A 14,676-nucleotide genomic window follows, 5' to 3' on the forward strand; every position below is an offset into this window, starting at 1 on the left:
ATTACAGGTCGATCAGTGCGGATCGGCTCACAGGGCGTGGCGCGAGCGCGCGCGCCAACTCCGCTGGGTCGAGCGTGCCGCTCGCCCCGATCACCTTCAGCAGCGCTTCGAAAAAGCGCTCGTAATAGTCCCAGCGCGGCTGGTGCGCGCATTCGAGTGCTTCCCAGCGGCCGATCGCTTCGATCAGGCACTGGCGAAAGTCCTCCCACTCGAAGCAGCCGGCCTTCGCCAGCGAAAGCGCAAGGCCAAATACGTCGCGCTCCCAGCGGTTCGTGAACAGCAGCTTGCCTTCGACGCGTGGCGGCGAGTCGGCGTGACCGAGCATCGATGCCGCGGCGTATTCCTCGAATCGAGTGAACATCGCCTGCTCCTACGCCTGCGGCGCGGCAACGAGTGCCACACCCATCATCGACTCGGGCGTGACGAGCGCGGCTAGCGCTTCCTCGCTCATGCCCTCCGTGTTCGCCGGGCGCTCGGGAACGACGAACCAGCGGATCTGCGCGCTGCTGTCCCATACCTTCACGGCCTTCGTTTCCGGCACCGCCACGCCGAATTCGCTCAGCACGGCGCGTGGCTCGCGCACGCCGCGCGCGCGAAACACCGGGTCCTTGTACCAGTAGGGCGGCAGGCCGAGCACCGGCCACGGGTAGCACGAGCACAGCGTGCAGATGATGAGGTTGTGCACATCGGCGCTGTTGGCCACGGCTGCCATGTGCTCGCCTTCCGCGCCCGTCATCCCGACGGGCAGATCGAGCTCGGCGATCGCAGCGGGCGTGTCTTCGAGCAGACGCGCCTTGTAGGCAGGATCGATCCATGCGCGCGCAACGATTTTGGCGCCGTTGAAGGGGCCTGCCACGGTTTCGAAATGGCGCAGCACCGTATCGACCGAATCGCTGCCGATAATGCCCTTTTCGATCAGCAGCGCTTCGAGTGCACGCACCTTCGCGGCGCTCGACGCCTCACGGTCGTCAGGAAAAGCAAAAATATCGCTCATGGTTCTCTCCTTTGTCAGTAGTGCGCGGAATCAGGCAACCGTTGCCACGTAGGCTTCAAACAGGTCCGCGTAAATCGTCGTGTTGGCCTCGCTCTTGCCTGCGCCCCAGATGTCCGCCGCCGCGAAGGCAACGCGATAGACCGGCATGGGCTCGCCGATGCCGTCGACGCCAGTCGAAACGAAATACGCATAGCTGCCCGGATAGGCGAGTTCGACCGTGCCCGTCTTGTTGCGCAGGTAACCCGGCAGCCGCGTGTGATCGACGGCTTCGGGGTCGGCCACGCGCACGCGCTGTCCAGCCTCGAAGCGTGCTGCCTGCTGGCTGGCGTGCCGGGGTGAATCGCCTTGCTGAAGGTAGGCGTCGATCTGCGCGTCGAGCGCCGTATTGGGCCGCTGGGGCAGCGGGGACTCAGGCTGGCTGCGGTAGAACGCGGTCTTCTCGGCCAACTCCTGCGCAGTGAGGTAGCCCGCGTCGATGAAAAACCGGGAAATGCCGCCAAGCCATTTCTCGTAGTAGCGGAACTTGAAGTATTCGAACGGTTGCATGCCCTCTGCGCCAGTGCGCAGCGATGCCCACGTCCAGTCGCTTCGGAGGGTCGTTGGCAGCGTCTTGATGGGATAGCCAGGCAGCGCGGTGTCGAGGTGTGCGCTCTCGGCCATCATGGCAGTGTGGATGCCGAAGATGCGCTGTTCCCACGGGTGGGCGAACACGCGCGTGTCCAGATTGACGGGGCCCAGGTTTTCGAGTCCGCCAAGGTGATGTTGGAGTTTCATTTGGAGTCCATATCGTTAAAAATGAATCGGGCCACTACAGGGTAAGGGAGACTCAGCTCATTGGCACAGGCGCGGCGCCTTCCGCAACTGCGGCGATACAGCCCACCAGGCCGGCGCGCAACGCCTGCACATCAAGGCCGCGGCCAATGACGACGAAACGGCTTTCGCGCAACGCGTCGCGCGCCCAGGCTTTGCCAAAGTGCGTATCCATCAGCATGTGGACACTGTGGAAATGCAGACGGCGCGTTTCGCCGTCGATGTTCAATACGCCCTTCATGCGCAGCAAGGACAAGCCTTGCGACTGCACAAGCTGGTTCGTCCAACGGTTGAAACGCAGCGGGTCGAGTGCGCCGGGAATCACGAAGCCAAAAGATTCGATACTCGTGTCGTGCTCGTGTTTATGCTCGCCGTCGTCGAGAATGTCCGGCTCGATAGTGAGCAGATGGTCGACTGAGAACGTCTTCGCGGAGAGGAGCACGGGAACGTCAATACGGGCATGCGTCGTCAACTCGTGCGTCGCGGCCGGATTGAGCTGACGCAGCGTTGCTTGCAGCGACTCAATCTGTGCAGGCGTGGCCGTATCGGCCTTGTTCACAACAATACGATCGGCAAAGACGATCTGCTCGCGCGCGATGTCATCGCGAAGCTGTGCTTGCGCATGACACGCGTCGACGACGACGACCACGGATTCCAGTTCGACACGTTCGCGCACGTCTGGGGCGGCGAGAAACGTCTGCAGGACGGGCGCCGGATCTGCGAGGCCCGAGGTTTCAACGATCAGCCGTTCCAGCCCGTCGCCGAAGCGGTCGAGGAGCGCGAGCACACTCGTCACGAGGTCAGCGCGCACGGTGCAGCACACGCAGCCGTTGCTGATCTCCACAATGGCTTCTTTCTCGGCGACGATCATCTCCCCGTCGATACCCACTTCGCCAAATTCGTTCACAACGATGCCGATTGGCATTGGCTGCGTGGCGTCGAGCACATGATTGACAAGAGTAGTCTTGCCGGCGCCGAGAAAGCCGGTGATCAAAGTCGTTGGGACCTTCTTGATCCGCATGGAAATCTCCGTGTCGGGTTGCTGATATATCAGGAAAATAGCGAAATTACCGTGGCCTGAGAGGCCCGCGTCCTGTTCGGTCGCGACGATGGCACGCTTCGCAGGTTTGGCTGGCCGGATCGAGCTGAAAGGTCTGAAACGGCCATGCCTACGTCGTTTCGATCGCAAGCCGCCATTCAGTTCGCACCCATCACCCGCCTCGTGGTGAGCGCGTCCCCGGCGATTTCCGACACATAGCCGAACACGGCGCCGGTCACGAGTGCGGCGGCCGCGACGAGCCCGGGGTTCGCGAGCCCTGGCGTCGTGATCGGGCGGCCTGAAGCGACGGTGGTGCCGACGGTCGATGCGAATCCCCAGACGATGGCGGGCAGCACGTCGAGCAACTTGATCTTCGACGCCTGCACCATCGCCGCGCTGCCAACGCCGACGCACACGGCAATGGCGAGCGCCGTCTGGCTCGTGCCGTTGATGGCGAGCAAGGTGAGGGAACTGATGACGAGGCCGACGAGGTTCGATGCGATGCTCTTGATGAAACCCGCCGAACCGCCGCCCAGCACGAAGAACGACGCCCACGCGATGAACGTGACCCAGACCGGCATGGGAAGCAAGGTGCCGGTCAACCAGGTGTCGACCACGGCGAGGAAGCCGATACTCAATGTGTATGCCTCGGATTGCTTCATTGCTCTCTCCTTGAACGAGTTGACGAAGGGCTCTTGATCGCTACGCGAACAACCTGTTAGCGATGTTTGGGCCGGCCCGAAGGCTCTGTCCGGATTCATGCCGCAATGGTCCGGTAGCGCCGTGAGGCGTGTCCGTCTATGTCGAGGTGGACTGCAGCGGACAACCGCCGCCGCATGCCGAAAGTGATCAACCGTCGAGAGATGAGAGCCGGGCCGCGCAGCCTTGGTGCACACGTTCACTTCTCCGGTGCGAAATGCATTGATATCGGCAGCGGGAGCCAGCGCTCGAAAACTTTGAAGCAGGCATCGAGGTGGCTTAGCTTCCGAAGAAAATGTTGCAATAGCTGGACGGGCCCACGCACGACGAGGACGTGCCGTTGTGCGAAGGCATAGGTAAGCCAGAGTCGGACATGCCGTTCATTGACGTGCCTCCCATCGCATCGTTTGCCAGAGACTGATGGTCCTGCGCTGCGATTTTGGCCTCGGCCGCCTGAATGTCCGCAGGATAGGTCGCATCATTGCCGATCGAAGGGTTGTAGCCGGCCGGCTCGACGCGGACGAGATCTGCGCGCACTTCGGCCCTCGTGAGGCCCTGCGCAGAAGCGGCGCAGGCAAACCCCCCAAACATCAGTGCAAGAACAGGAAGTGAAATTGCAACGCGTAGATTCATTTCGAATTCCTAAATCAAAAAATTACATTTTCTGGAAAGCGAAAGAGCGGGTTCCTCCATGCTTCTCATGCGAGCAAACAGTCGAGGGGAGCAATATTCCAGCACGAATTGATTTTGGTCTGGGGCGTTAGCGGATAGCCCGACAAAATTCCCGCCGCGACCGATCGTCAAGTGACGACTTTCGTTGGATAATAGTAAGAAAAACCAGCGAGAGAAGCATGAAAGGGAACATGAAAAGCACTGTGAAAGCCCAGCCGGCGGCCGAGTCGCGCCGCCGCGTTGCGCGAGGCAAAAGTGCTTCCGTAGAGGGGATGCCGGACAAGGAAGATGTGCAGGCGGAACGCGCACCCTCGGGCGATATTCACGCGAAGCACCCGAAGCAAAAGATCGTACGGCGGCTGCCGCGCACCGAGCGCCGGGCGCTCGTTCTTGCCAAGGCCGCCGACTACTTCGCCGAGCACGGGCTGGAGGCACAGACACGCGCTATCGCGGAGGTATGTGGCATCTCCCAGCGGTTGCTTTACAGCTTGTTTCCGAGCAAGGCGGCGCTGATCGAGGAAGTTTACAACCATGAAATTGCCGGCATATTCAAGGCAATCTGGTTCGTCAATCTCAAGGATCGAGACGTGCCTGTCGAGGCGCGATTGATTGCTTTCTACCGCGAATATTATGAGACGCTGCTCACGCGCCGATGGTTGCGGCTGTTCCTCTTCTCGTCGCTGGCGGGCCTGAGCATGGCGCCGACATACTCGAACGCAGTCATTTCCCACGCGCTCGAGATTGTCGTGACAGAGGCTGCTCATGAAGCAGGACGATCACTTCCGCCAACTTCCGACGGGCTCAAGGAGGTCGGCTGGATCCTGCACGGCGCCATTTCGCACCTTGCGATCCGTCGCCGCATCTATGGTCACGACGACGCAATGCCGGTGGAAGACGTTATTGCAATGACGGTGCGCGCATTTCTGGCGAGCGTTCCGGCACTTCTTCCGCCGCTTTCGCCTGCCTGACGCCTGAAACAAGAACGGCGCCGGTGATTCAGTGTCGTTCTTCCGCACGACCGGCTGCGGCACTAAACAAACTACCCGTCTCCTTCAGGGCGTGCGAGCGCGCGCCCTTTCGCGCTCAGGTCGCGGTCTTTGCGATCCTGACACGCGCGCAGTTGCGTGCCTCTTAAGTCGTCAGTTGACGACTTGGTGAATTCGGAATATTGTTCATTCGAAGCATCGATAAGGATTTATGCGGCAAATCCGCCTTCGTAACTGCATGAAAGGCTATAGGAAAGTTATCGTCACATGACGATTTGCTTTTCGAAAGGCGTATGTCGGTTCCGGCTAGTCGCTTGTGCCGATGATGAACATGCGCCTCGCGCAACCGGCGCACGTTATTGACCTTAACGCGCGTGAGGAACTCACGGGCATCGCGCGCTCCGCTGGCAAGCTGTCGATCGGCGCGCCGACTCGCCATCACGAACTGGCGACGAGCCTGCTAGTGCGAGACGGCTGTCCACTTCCTGCGCGAGCCGCGGGCACGATCGGTCACTTCGCGATCCGCCAGAGGGGCACGCTCGGCGGGAGCATGGCGAATGCGGATCCGGCGGCCCAGCTGCCGTTGATCGCACGTACCTTGTGGGTCAACGTCGTCAAGGGGTTTGCCGACGGGTTTGCCGACGCGGCATGAAGCGCTGCGCTGCGTGTAAAAGCAGTCAATTCGATTTAAGGATCAGTGAATCAATGGAACATTTTACTTACCACAACCCGACGAGAATCATTTTTGGCGAAGGCCAGATTGCTGCGCTCGACGCGGAAATCGCGCGCGACGCAATCGTGCTGATTACGAGTGGTGGCGGCAGCATCAAACGCAACGGCGTCCTCGAGGAAGTCGAAGCCGCACTCGGTGAGCGCGAGTACTTCGTATTCGAAGGTATCGAGCCGAACCCCACGTATGAAACGCTCATGAAAGCCGTCGCGCTCGCCCGCGAAAAGAAGGTCGATTTCCTGCTCGCGGTGGGCGGCGGCTCGGTTATCGACGGCACGAAGTTCATTGCCGCGGCGCTCAAGTTCGACGGCGAACCTTGGGACATCCTTACGAAGCAGGTACAGGTACGCGATGCGGTGCCGTTCGGCACTGTCTTGACGCTGCCGGCCACAGGCTCCGAAATGAACAACGGAGGCGTGATCAGCCATCGCGCGAAAGGGGACAAGCTGCCGTTTCGCAGCGAGGCGACCTATCCGCGCTTTTCGGTACTCGACCCGACGACGACCTTTTCGCTGCCGCCCAGGCAGATTGCGAACGGCGTGGTGGATGCGTTCGTCCACGTCGTCGAGCAATACCTTACCTATCCGGCTCATGCGAAGGTGCAGGATCGCTTTGCCGAAGGGCTGCTGCTCACGCTGACGGAGGTCGGCCCCGGGGCGATGGCGAATCCTCACGACTACGACGTGCGCGCCAATGTCATGTGGGCAGCCACGCTGGCACTGAACGGTCTGATCGGAGCCGGCGTACCGCAGGACTGGGCTACGCACATGCTGGGTCACGAAATCACGGCGCTGCACGGGCTCGACCACGCGCAAACGCTGGCGATCGTGCTGCCGGCCATGCTCGAGGTGCGCAGGGAGGAGAAACGGTACAAGCTGCTCCAGTACGCGGAGCGTGTCTGGAACATCAGGGACGGGAGTGAGGACGACCGCATCACCGCGGCGATTGACGCGACACGGGAGTTCTTTGAACGCATGACCGTCAAGACGCACTTGAGCGATTACCAGATTGACAGCAGTTCGGTCGAACCCCTGCTCGCCAAGCTGATGGAGCATGGCATGACGGCGCTGGGCGAGCACGGAGATATCACACCGGACGTAAGTCGACGGGTCTACCAGCTCGCAGTGTAAAGGTTCCACTCATTGTTTAACCGATTACTGGACTTGTCATGAGAATTGGATTTATTGGCCTTGGATTGATGGGTTCCGCGCTTGCGAAGAACCTCCTCGAATCCGGGCATGACGTGCGCGTATATAACAGGAGTCCCGAACGCGCCGAGCCATTGCGTCAAGCCGGCGCCATCCTCGCGGCCTCGCCTGCGCAAGCAGCTGACTCGGCGGATGTCGTGTTTTCCATGGTGGCCGACGATGCGGCGCTCACCGCCGTCACTCGCGGCGAGACAGGCATTGTCTCGGGAATGCCGGCTGGTGCCGTGCATGTCTCGATGAGCACGATCAGCGTGGCAGCAGCGCGCGAGCTTGCCGATTTTCATCGCGAGGCAGGTTTCGGGTTCGTCTCGGCTCCTGTTTTCGGCCGGCCAGATGCGGCTGCGGCGCGAATGCTTTTCATCATGGCGGCGGGCGCCGACGAGCATCTGAAGGTCGTGGTGCCATTGCTCGATCAGCTCGGCCAGTCGGTGGGGATTGTCGGCACCGACCCGTCTCACGCGAATCTGGTGAAGCTGATCGGCAACTTCATGCTGTCAGGCGTCATCGAAATGCTTGGGGAGGCGTGTGCGGTTGCGGGCAAGGCCGGCATCGAACCGTCGCACCTCGTTGGGTTGCTGACCACGACGATCTTCAATTCGCCAGCGTTCAGGATTTACGGGTCGTTGATCGCGAAACGGCAATTTCAGCCACCGGCTTTCGCGCTGCCACTTGGTCAGAAAGACAATCGTCTGATCATGGCTGCCGCGGAGGCACTCGGTGTCCCGATGCCCCTTGCCAACCTCGTTCACGATCGCTTCATCACCTTGCGCGCGCGGGGCTATGGAGCGGAGCATGACTGGGCTACGGTTGGACTCTGCGCGCAGCTCGATGCGGGGCTCGGCCGTTGACCCAGGACGGTTGACCGTACGAAGGCCGTTGGCGCCGAAAGAGTAGCGGCGGCGCTTGCTCAGCGTTCCGAGACGAACGGCTGCGAATTTTCAGAGGAAATTTTAAGTGATTGACCTGCGTAGTGATATCGTCACTCGTCCCAGCCCGGCCATGCTGGCTGCCATGAGTGCTGCCGATACCGGCGACGACGTGTGGGGCGACGACCCGACTGTCCTGCGCCTGCAAGCCGCCGTCGCCGAACGCGCCGGCAAGGAAAGCGGCCCTGTTCTTTCCGGGCGGTACGCAGGCCAATCTCGCCGCGTTGATGGCGCATTGCGAGCGAGCGCGGCGATGAGTACATCGTCGGCCAACTTGCCCATACATACAAGTACGAAGGCGGCGGTGCGGCAGTGTTGGGCAGCATTCAGCCGCTGCCGATCGAGAATGCCGCGGACGGCACGCTGCCCATCGAGAAGATGATCGCCGCGATCAAACCGATCGACAATCATTTCGCGCGCTGAAGACCTCGCGTGCTGCCGGCGGCACAGTCCGGCAAGCACGCGTGTGTTTGCATGTTCAGGCCCGTTGCGTTAAGTGAAACCACGCTTAAGGCTGCTTGTACAGCGTGGCGTCAACAACGCGCTGCGCCCCGGCCTTTTCGAGCGCTGCGATGGTCGACGCATTACCTTCTTGGACTGCGACCTGCAGCGCAGTTCTCCCGAGCGCGTCGACATGCTCGGGATTCGCTCCTCGGGCAATGAGTGGCGGCACCAGATCGGCCCGTCCGAACAGCGCCACAAATGAAAGCGCCGTTTCGCCGGCATTGTTCGTCTCGTCGATCGGGCAGCGCGTTTTCATCAGGCGTTCAGACAGCGCAGTATCGCCCTTGAAGATCACGCCCATCAGTGCGGTATTGCCGTGCTGGTCACCGATGCACGGATTCGCTCCGGCGTGCAGCAGATAGTCGAGCGCGGCACCTTGATGCCGATAGGCCGCGAGGATGAGCGCCGTATAGCCTTCGCGGGTCGTGGCGTCGATCGGATAGCCCGCCGCGACGAGCCCCTGCAGAATGTCGACGCGGCCTACGCGTGCCGCGTCGAACCAGTCATCGTCATAACGGCGCAGATCCTGCTGCGCCCCCGCATTGACGGCCAAAGTTGCAGGCAGCACGCTCGACGCACAACCAGCTGCCGCAGCCGCCACGCCAGCCAGTGCAGTTACGCAAAGTGCGCGCCAGAGGACGGGGCGCAATCGTTTCATCGTCTCGCTCCTGCGCAAGAGTTTGGAGAACACGGCAAGCCGCCCGGCGGCCAGATGGCCGCCAACGCCTGCTTATTAGTTATCCGGAAGTTTAGAGGAAAGCGTTTTCACGCGGGACAAATCGGCGTGCGTTGCGCCTGTGAGACGCGTGCCGTAATCAGCATCGGCCTTATAGAAGTACGAGAGCATTGTGTACTTGTTCGCGTCGTTGGTCACGTGATTGAGGTCGCCGGACAGCGCGGTCACGAGGTCCTGCTTGTCCTGCTCGGACAGGCTGCGGTAATACTCGCCCGCCTGGCGGAAATCGAGCGTCTTATGGATCGCCATTTGCTGAGTCGTGCCGGACAGGGGCGTCTGGACATATTTGTAGCGCGGATCCTGTGGGATTTCGCCCATAGTAGACGGCTCATAGTTCACCTCGCCCTTGCGGTCGCCGAAATTCATCATGCCGTCCTGGTTGTTGTTCACAACCTGCACGCGCGGCCGATTGATCGGCAAGCTATTGAAGTTCGGGCCGAGTCGGTACATCTGCGTGTCGGCATAGGCGAACATGCGGCCCTGCAGCATGCGGTCTTCAGACGGTTCGATGCCCGGCACCAGGCGCGAAGGCGCGAACGCTGACTCCTCGGTGCTCTCGAAGTAGTTATCCGGAACGCGGTTGAGCGTGAGCGTACCGATCTTGCGTTCAGGCACGCTGTCCCAAACCTTCGTATCATCGAGCGCGTCGTAGTCGAACTTGTTCAGATCCTGCGGATTCAGCACCTGGATATAGAGATCCCACTTCGGATCATCGCCTGCTCTCAATGCTTTGTAGAGATCGTCGGTCATGAGATTCCAGTCCGCGCCGATCGAGCCTGGGATATCCTGGGGACGAATGCCATGCACCCCTTGCTCACTCCTGAAGTGAAACTTCACGTAATGAACCTGACCCTGCGCGTTGACGAACTTGAACGCATGTACGCCAAAACCGTCCATATGGCGGTACGAGTCGGGCATGCCTTCATCCGTGTAGAGATGTGTGAGCATGTTGGTCGCTTCGGGCGTATGCGCGAAGAAGTCGAAGGCGAGATTGGCATCCTGGACACCTGTTACCGCGCTGGGTTTGTTCGCATGGACAAAGTCGGGAAACTTGATCGCGTCGCGGATAAAGAAGATCGGCCAGTTGATGCCCACGATGTCCCAGTTGCCCTGGGTCGTGTAGAACTTGATCGCGAAGCCGCGCGGATCGCGCGCCTGCTCAGGCGAGCCGCGATAGCCCATCACCGTAGAAAAACGGACAAAAACCGGAGTTTTCGAGCCAGGCTTGAACACTTGCGCCATCGTCAGGTCACTGATATCGGCGGTGCTCACGAAGTCGCCAAAAGCGCCGGTGCCGCGCGCGTGCACGACGCGCTCGGGAATGCGTTCGCGATCGAAACGCTGCAATTTTTCGATCAGCTGGGAGTCTTGCAGTAACGTCGGACCTTCCGGGCCCGCAGTTTGTGAATTCTGGTTGTCGCCGACCGGCGAACCATTGTCGCGCGTCATATCCGCGGCGTAAGGAGTCGACATCATCGCGGCACAAGTTGCTGCTATGAGGCCCTTTGCCATTCGCTTCGCTTTTACTGACATTTCGATTTCTCTCCGGCTTGAAAGATTGACTACTCAGAACGCAGGTCGATTAGACGAAAGCTGCTAATTCGAGTCCAATTGAAAATGGAAATGACGTCGATAGTTGTGCTTGCATCGAATGTGAAATGCACTCGAAAATGACATTGAAAATGACGAATTTGTAATCCACGAGACAGATTGCAGTCGGAAAGAGAATTGCAGAATGCGTTTGTTGCTGACTGTTCCTGGTACTACGTTTGTCGCCATTTTTTTGCGACCCAGGCGGTCGCGCCTGCAAGATCTCCGAGCGTCAATTATCATCAGAAGCCGTCACGCCGGATGTCGGAAATAGGGTTCTTATCATGCGCATACTGATCGTCGAAGATGAGCCAAAGATGGCGTCCTACCTTCGCAAGGGCTTGCTGGAAGCCAGCTTTCGCGTCGACATTGCGCTCGAAGGCAAAGAAGGGCTATTTCTCGCCTTGCACGAGGACTACGATGCAATCGTGCTGGATGTCATGCTGCCCGAACTCGACGGTCTTGAAGTCCTCAAACGCTTGCGCGAGCAAAAGCGCACGCCAGTGTTATTGCTGACGGCGCGCGATGCCGTTGAAGACAAGGTTTTCGGACTTGAGTCGGGTGCCGATGACTATCTGTCAAAGCCATTCGCGTATGCGGAGTTTCTGGCCCGAATCCGGGCGTTGCTGAGAAGGCCCGCGCAGTCGGTCGGAACTGTCCTGACGATCGGCGATATGGAAGTTGATCTCGTCAAGCGGAGAGTTCGTCGCGGCAGTGCGCGCATCGAGTTGACGGCGCAGGAGTTCTCGCTCTTGAAACTCTTCGCGGAGCGCAAAGGCGAGGTGCTCACGCGCACTTTCGTCACTTCGCAAGTATGGGACATGAATTTCGACAGCGACACAAACGTTGTTGACGTCGCCATCAAACGCTTGCGCGCGAAGATCGACAATCCGTTCGGGAATAAACTGTTGCATACGGTGAGAGGCATGGGGTACGTAATGGAATGGCGATCATGAGTGCCGAAACAAGGGCATATTCGCTGCTCCGGCGGCTAAGCTTCGCCTTCACTGCCGTCGCCATCGTTGTGCTTTCACTGGCAGGAGGGCTGCTTTACCACGCGCTGTCGCGTGATCTCAGGCAACGCGACGACAACGAGATTACGGTCAAGCTTCGCGAATTGCTCATCGAGGCGCACGAGTTCGGTTCGACCTCAGAAGTGGCACATATGAGTGGTCTCTTTCGTGACGAAATGCTTTCGCACCCCGCCATCACATTCGCGATCCTGGATGGTCACGGCGGCGTACTGGCCGATTCCGGCCGCCCTTCGCAGCGCCTGACGTCGCCAGGACCCGGCGCACCCGGGCAAGGCGAGCCCTGGTCGTGCAGTCCGCCATCCATAGGTGCCGCGCGCTGCGTGTACGGCGACAGCGTGCTGCCTTCAGGCGAGACGATTCGCGTGCTGCTTGTGCACGGAGCCTCGGAAAGAAACGACTTGCTTGGACAGTATCAAGGTGACGTTTGGGGCGTGCTGCAGGCGGGTTCCGTTTTAATGGGCCTACTAGGCTATCTGATAGCCAGGCGGGGATTGAGGCCGGTGAAGACAATAGGCCGTCGCATTTCGCGCATCGAGGCCCATAACCTTGGGGAGCGGCTCGACATAGGTGGCGGTCCCGTTGAACTGCGCGACATCGCGGTGCCGGTGAACCGCATGCTCGACAGGATCGAGCGTGCGTTTGCGCGTCTCTCGCAGTTCTCATCCGATCTCGCGCACGATATGCGAACGCCGCTCGCCAATATCATCAGCGCATCGCAGGTTACCTTGTCGCGCGAAAGAACGATTGAGGAATACGAAACACTTATCGACTCCAATATCGAAGAATGCGAACGGCTCCAGCGCATGATCGAGACGATGCTGTTCCTCGCGCGAGCCGAGCATGCGAAGGAACCGCTGAGACTCTCCGATCTCGACTGCGAAACCGAATTTGCGAGGCTCACCTCGTTTTTCGAGGGTGTTGCCGACAACAAGGGCGTCCGCTTCGTGGTGGAGGGCGCGCAAAGCGTGCGTGCCGATCCTACGATGTTTTTACGTGCGCTCAGCAATCTCGTATCGAACGCGCTTAATTACGCCGAACCGGGATCCGAAGTGGCGCTACGCACTTATCGGTCCGGCGACAGCATTGCAGTGGCCGTGACGAACGTAGGACCTGGCATTGCACCGGAACATATTGGCAAGATATTCGATCGCTTTTATCGCATTAACGCCGCGCGCAAGGGCTCTGCAAAGAACATGGGTCTCGGGCTCGCAATCGTGAAGTCAATCATGGAGCAGCATCGAGGGGCGGTCGATGTCGTAAGTCGCGGCGGAATTACAACATTTACGCTTCTTTTTCCTGTGCTATTGCACCACTAAAGCTATTGGAGCAATAGGCAGCCGCATGTCGAAAATGACATGTGACAGCCATCTCACAATCAGTCGCAGCTTTGCAAAATAGCCCCCGGACGATCAGGGAAACGGGGCGTTCGGCTCCGCGAGATCGTCGACGTCCAATCGTCCATCGGGGGCTTTCTCGTGAACACCGTTTACCGCACACGTCTTCAACTATCGCTCGGAGGCATCGCCGTCGTCGCGCTTGTCGGCGGTTTCCTCGCACTGCATGCGCGACCTTCGCCGGCAACCGTACAATCCACTCTTGCGGCTTCGGCAGCCGGTCAAACGCCTGTGTCCCCCACGAGCATCGATATGTCCGCGCAGGCGCTCGCAAACGTCCAGTTGCACTATGCGAAGGCCGAACTTCGGCCTGCGATGCATACGATCGCTGCAACTGGCGTGGTGGCATTCAACGCGAAGCGGCTTGCTCAACTGGGGTCGCCTTCAAAGGGCCGGGTCATCTCGATCGACGTTACCACTGGCGATCGCGTGCGCGCAGGTCAACGCCTCGCCACGCTCGACGACTTCGATCTCGGCGACGTGCGCAACCAGGTCGCGACTGCTTCCGCTGCTATGTCCGACGCGCGAACGAGCGCCGAGGCAGCGAATGCGGCTTTACAGCGCGGCGCAGAATTGCTCGCGACGGGGGGCATCGCGCAAAGCGAACTCGACCGCCGCCGCGTGGCTGCGGCCGATGCGCAGGCGGCGCTCGATGCGCGGCGAGCCGACTTGCAAAAGTGGCTCGGCATGCGGGATCGGTTGATGCCCATTGGCCTAACGGGCCAGCACGGCCGCGATGTTGCGCCGCTCGCCCGCTTGAGTCCGCACGATACCCTCGGCGCGCTTGTCGCGCCGTTCGACGGCGTCGTCAACAGCGTTAATGCAGCCGAAGGCGACATGGTGGAGGTATCGACGCCTGTCGTGACGATCGCTGATCTGTCGACGATGTGGGTGCAGGCGAACGTCCCGGAGCGCGACGCTTCCGAGGTGCGTCCCGGACAAGCCGCGGCCGTACGCATCGACGCATATCCGGGGCGCGTGTTCACCGCCCGCGTCATCGATGTGGCCACGCAGGCCGACCCGAATACGGGCACCGTCGCGGTCCGATGTGAGGTGCCGAACAGCGACGGCGCACTGCGCGCAAACCTGTTCGCGAGTGTCGATATCGATGTGCCGCTCGGCCGCGAGGCAGTGCTCGTGCCCGACTCTGCGCTCCAGGACGTAAACGGGCAGACGGCGGTGTTTACGCCATCGGGAAACGGCCGCTTCGCCTGGCATGCTGTTCATACCGGCTATGCCTCGCAAGGTATGACCGAGATAGTGAGCGGCCTGTCCGCCGGTGCGCCCGTCGTTGCCGAAGGCAGCTACTGGCTTAAGGCCGCTGTCATGACAAGCGCCATACCCAACGAATAGG

At 60.3% G+C, this 14,676-nt stretch carries 15 protein-coding genes and 1 pseudogene; 8 read left to right on the forward strand and 8 right to left on the reverse strand.

What is annotated here, in order from left to right; translation table 11 throughout:
* Position 1: 1 nt before the first annotated feature.
* From BHE01S_RS02125 to BHE01S_RS02150, 6 genes are all read right to left on the reverse strand, one after another.
* Entirely contained in the window at positions 2-361 is a 360-nt protein-coding gene (locus tag BHE01S_RS02125; protein WP_042260093.1) for a nitrile hydratase accessory protein, read from the reverse strand.
* 9 nt (positions 362-370) lie between these two features.
* On the reverse strand, positions 371-994 hold the full coding sequence (nthA, locus tag BHE01S_RS02130; RefSeq protein WP_042260096.1) for a nitrile hydratase subunit alpha: 624 nt from the start codon (positions 992-994) through the stop codon (positions 371-373).
* Between the two features lie 30 nt (positions 995-1,024).
* On the reverse strand, positions 1,025-1,768 hold the full coding sequence (nthB, locus tag BHE01S_RS02135; protein ID WP_042260098.1) for a nitrile hydratase subunit beta: 744 nt from the start codon (positions 1,766-1,768) through the stop codon (positions 1,025-1,027).
* A 52-nt stretch (positions 1,769-1,820) separates the two neighbouring features.
* A complete protein-coding gene (locus BHE01S_RS02140; RefSeq protein WP_052405644.1) occupies positions 1,821-2,825 on the reverse strand; it encodes a CobW family GTP-binding protein in 1,005 nt (334 codons plus the stop codon).
* Between the two features lie 176 nt (positions 2,826-3,001).
* Positions 3,002-3,505 carry a DUF1097 domain-containing protein gene (locus BHE01S_RS02145; RefSeq protein WP_042260102.1) on the reverse strand — a complete coding sequence of 168 codons (504 nt, stop codon included), beginning with the start codon at positions 3,503-3,505 and terminating at the stop codon, positions 3,002-3,004.
* Between the two features lie 316 nt (positions 3,506-3,821).
* Positions 3,822-4,175, reverse strand: a complete 354-nt coding sequence (locus BHE01S_RS02150) for a DUF4148 domain-containing protein (protein ID WP_052405645.1) — start codon at positions 4,173-4,175, stop codon at positions 3,822-3,824.
* A gap of 218 nt (positions 4,176-4,393) precedes the next feature.
* On the opposite strand from BHE01S_RS02150, the gene BHE01S_RS02155 reads away from it, so the two are divergent.
* The 5 genes and pseudogenes from BHE01S_RS02155 to BHE01S_RS02175 all read left to right on the forward strand — a co-directional run.
* On the forward strand, positions 4,394-5,182 hold the full coding sequence (locus BHE01S_RS02155; protein WP_084068484.1) for a TetR/AcrR family transcriptional regulator: 789 nt from the start codon (positions 4,394-4,396) through the stop codon (positions 5,180-5,182).
* A 340-nt stretch (positions 5,183-5,522) separates the two neighbouring features.
* On the forward strand, positions 5,523-5,852 hold the full coding sequence (locus BHE01S_RS02160) for an FAD binding domain-containing protein (RefSeq protein WP_084068535.1): 330 nt from the start codon (positions 5,523-5,525) through the stop codon (positions 5,850-5,852).
* A 53-nt stretch (positions 5,853-5,905) separates the two neighbouring features.
* Positions 5,906-7,060, forward strand: a complete 1,155-nt coding sequence (locus tag BHE01S_RS02165; RefSeq protein WP_042260108.1) for an iron-containing alcohol dehydrogenase — start codon at positions 5,906-5,908, stop codon at positions 7,058-7,060.
* A gap of 38 nt (positions 7,061-7,098) precedes the next feature.
* Complete coding sequence (locus BHE01S_RS02170) at positions 7,099-7,986, forward strand: NAD(P)-dependent oxidoreductase (RefSeq protein ID WP_042260111.1); 888 nt, start codon at positions 7,099-7,101, stop codon at positions 7,984-7,986.
* A gap of 106 nt (positions 7,987-8,092) precedes the next feature.
* Positions 8,093-8,484 (forward strand): annotated as a pseudogene (locus tag BHE01S_RS02175) (beta-eliminating lyase-related protein); the annotation flags it as partial.
* 88 nt (positions 8,485-8,572) lie between these two features.
* On the opposite strand, the gene BHE01S_RS02180 reads toward BHE01S_RS02175, so the two are convergent.
* On the reverse strand, positions 8,573-9,226 hold the full coding sequence (locus tag BHE01S_RS02180; protein ID WP_042260113.1) for an ankyrin repeat domain-containing protein: 654 nt from the start codon (positions 9,224-9,226) through the stop codon (positions 8,573-8,575).
* Positions 9,227-9,301: 75 nt separating this feature from the next.
* Complete coding sequence (locus BHE01S_RS02185; protein WP_407669449.1) at positions 9,302-10,816, reverse strand: catalase; 1,515 nt, start codon at positions 10,814-10,816, stop codon at positions 9,302-9,304.
* 362 nt (positions 10,817-11,178) lie between these two features.
* Between BHE01S_RS02185 and BHE01S_RS02190 the strand changes: the two genes are divergently transcribed.
* The 3 genes from BHE01S_RS02190 to BHE01S_RS02200 all read left to right on the forward strand — a co-directional run bounded on the left by BHE01S_RS02190 (position 11,179) and on the right by BHE01S_RS02200 (position 14,675).
* Positions 11,179-11,850 carry a heavy metal response regulator transcription factor gene (locus tag BHE01S_RS02190; RefSeq protein WP_042260117.1) on the forward strand — a complete coding sequence of 224 codons (672 nt, stop codon included), beginning with the start codon at positions 11,179-11,181 and terminating at the stop codon, positions 11,848-11,850.
* Positions 11,847-13,244 (forward strand): heavy metal sensor histidine kinase, encoded by a 1,398-nt coding sequence (locus tag BHE01S_RS02195; protein WP_042260675.1) that lies wholly within the window; start codon positions 11,847-11,849, stop codon positions 13,242-13,244. Before BHE01S_RS02190 ends, BHE01S_RS02195 begins: the two co-directional genes overlap by 4 nt.
* A 330-nt stretch (positions 13,245-13,574) precedes the next feature.
* Positions 13,575-14,675 carry an efflux RND transporter periplasmic adaptor subunit gene (locus BHE01S_RS02200; protein WP_042260118.1) on the forward strand — a complete coding sequence of 367 codons (1,101 nt, stop codon included), beginning with the start codon at positions 13,575-13,577 and terminating at the stop codon, positions 14,673-14,675.
* Position 14,676 lies beyond the last annotated feature (1 nt).

This window comes from Paraburkholderia heleia NBRC 101817, from assembly GCF_000739775.1.
GTDB classification, from domain to species: domain Bacteria; phylum Pseudomonadota; class Gammaproteobacteria; order Burkholderiales; family Burkholderiaceae; genus Paraburkholderia; species Paraburkholderia heleia.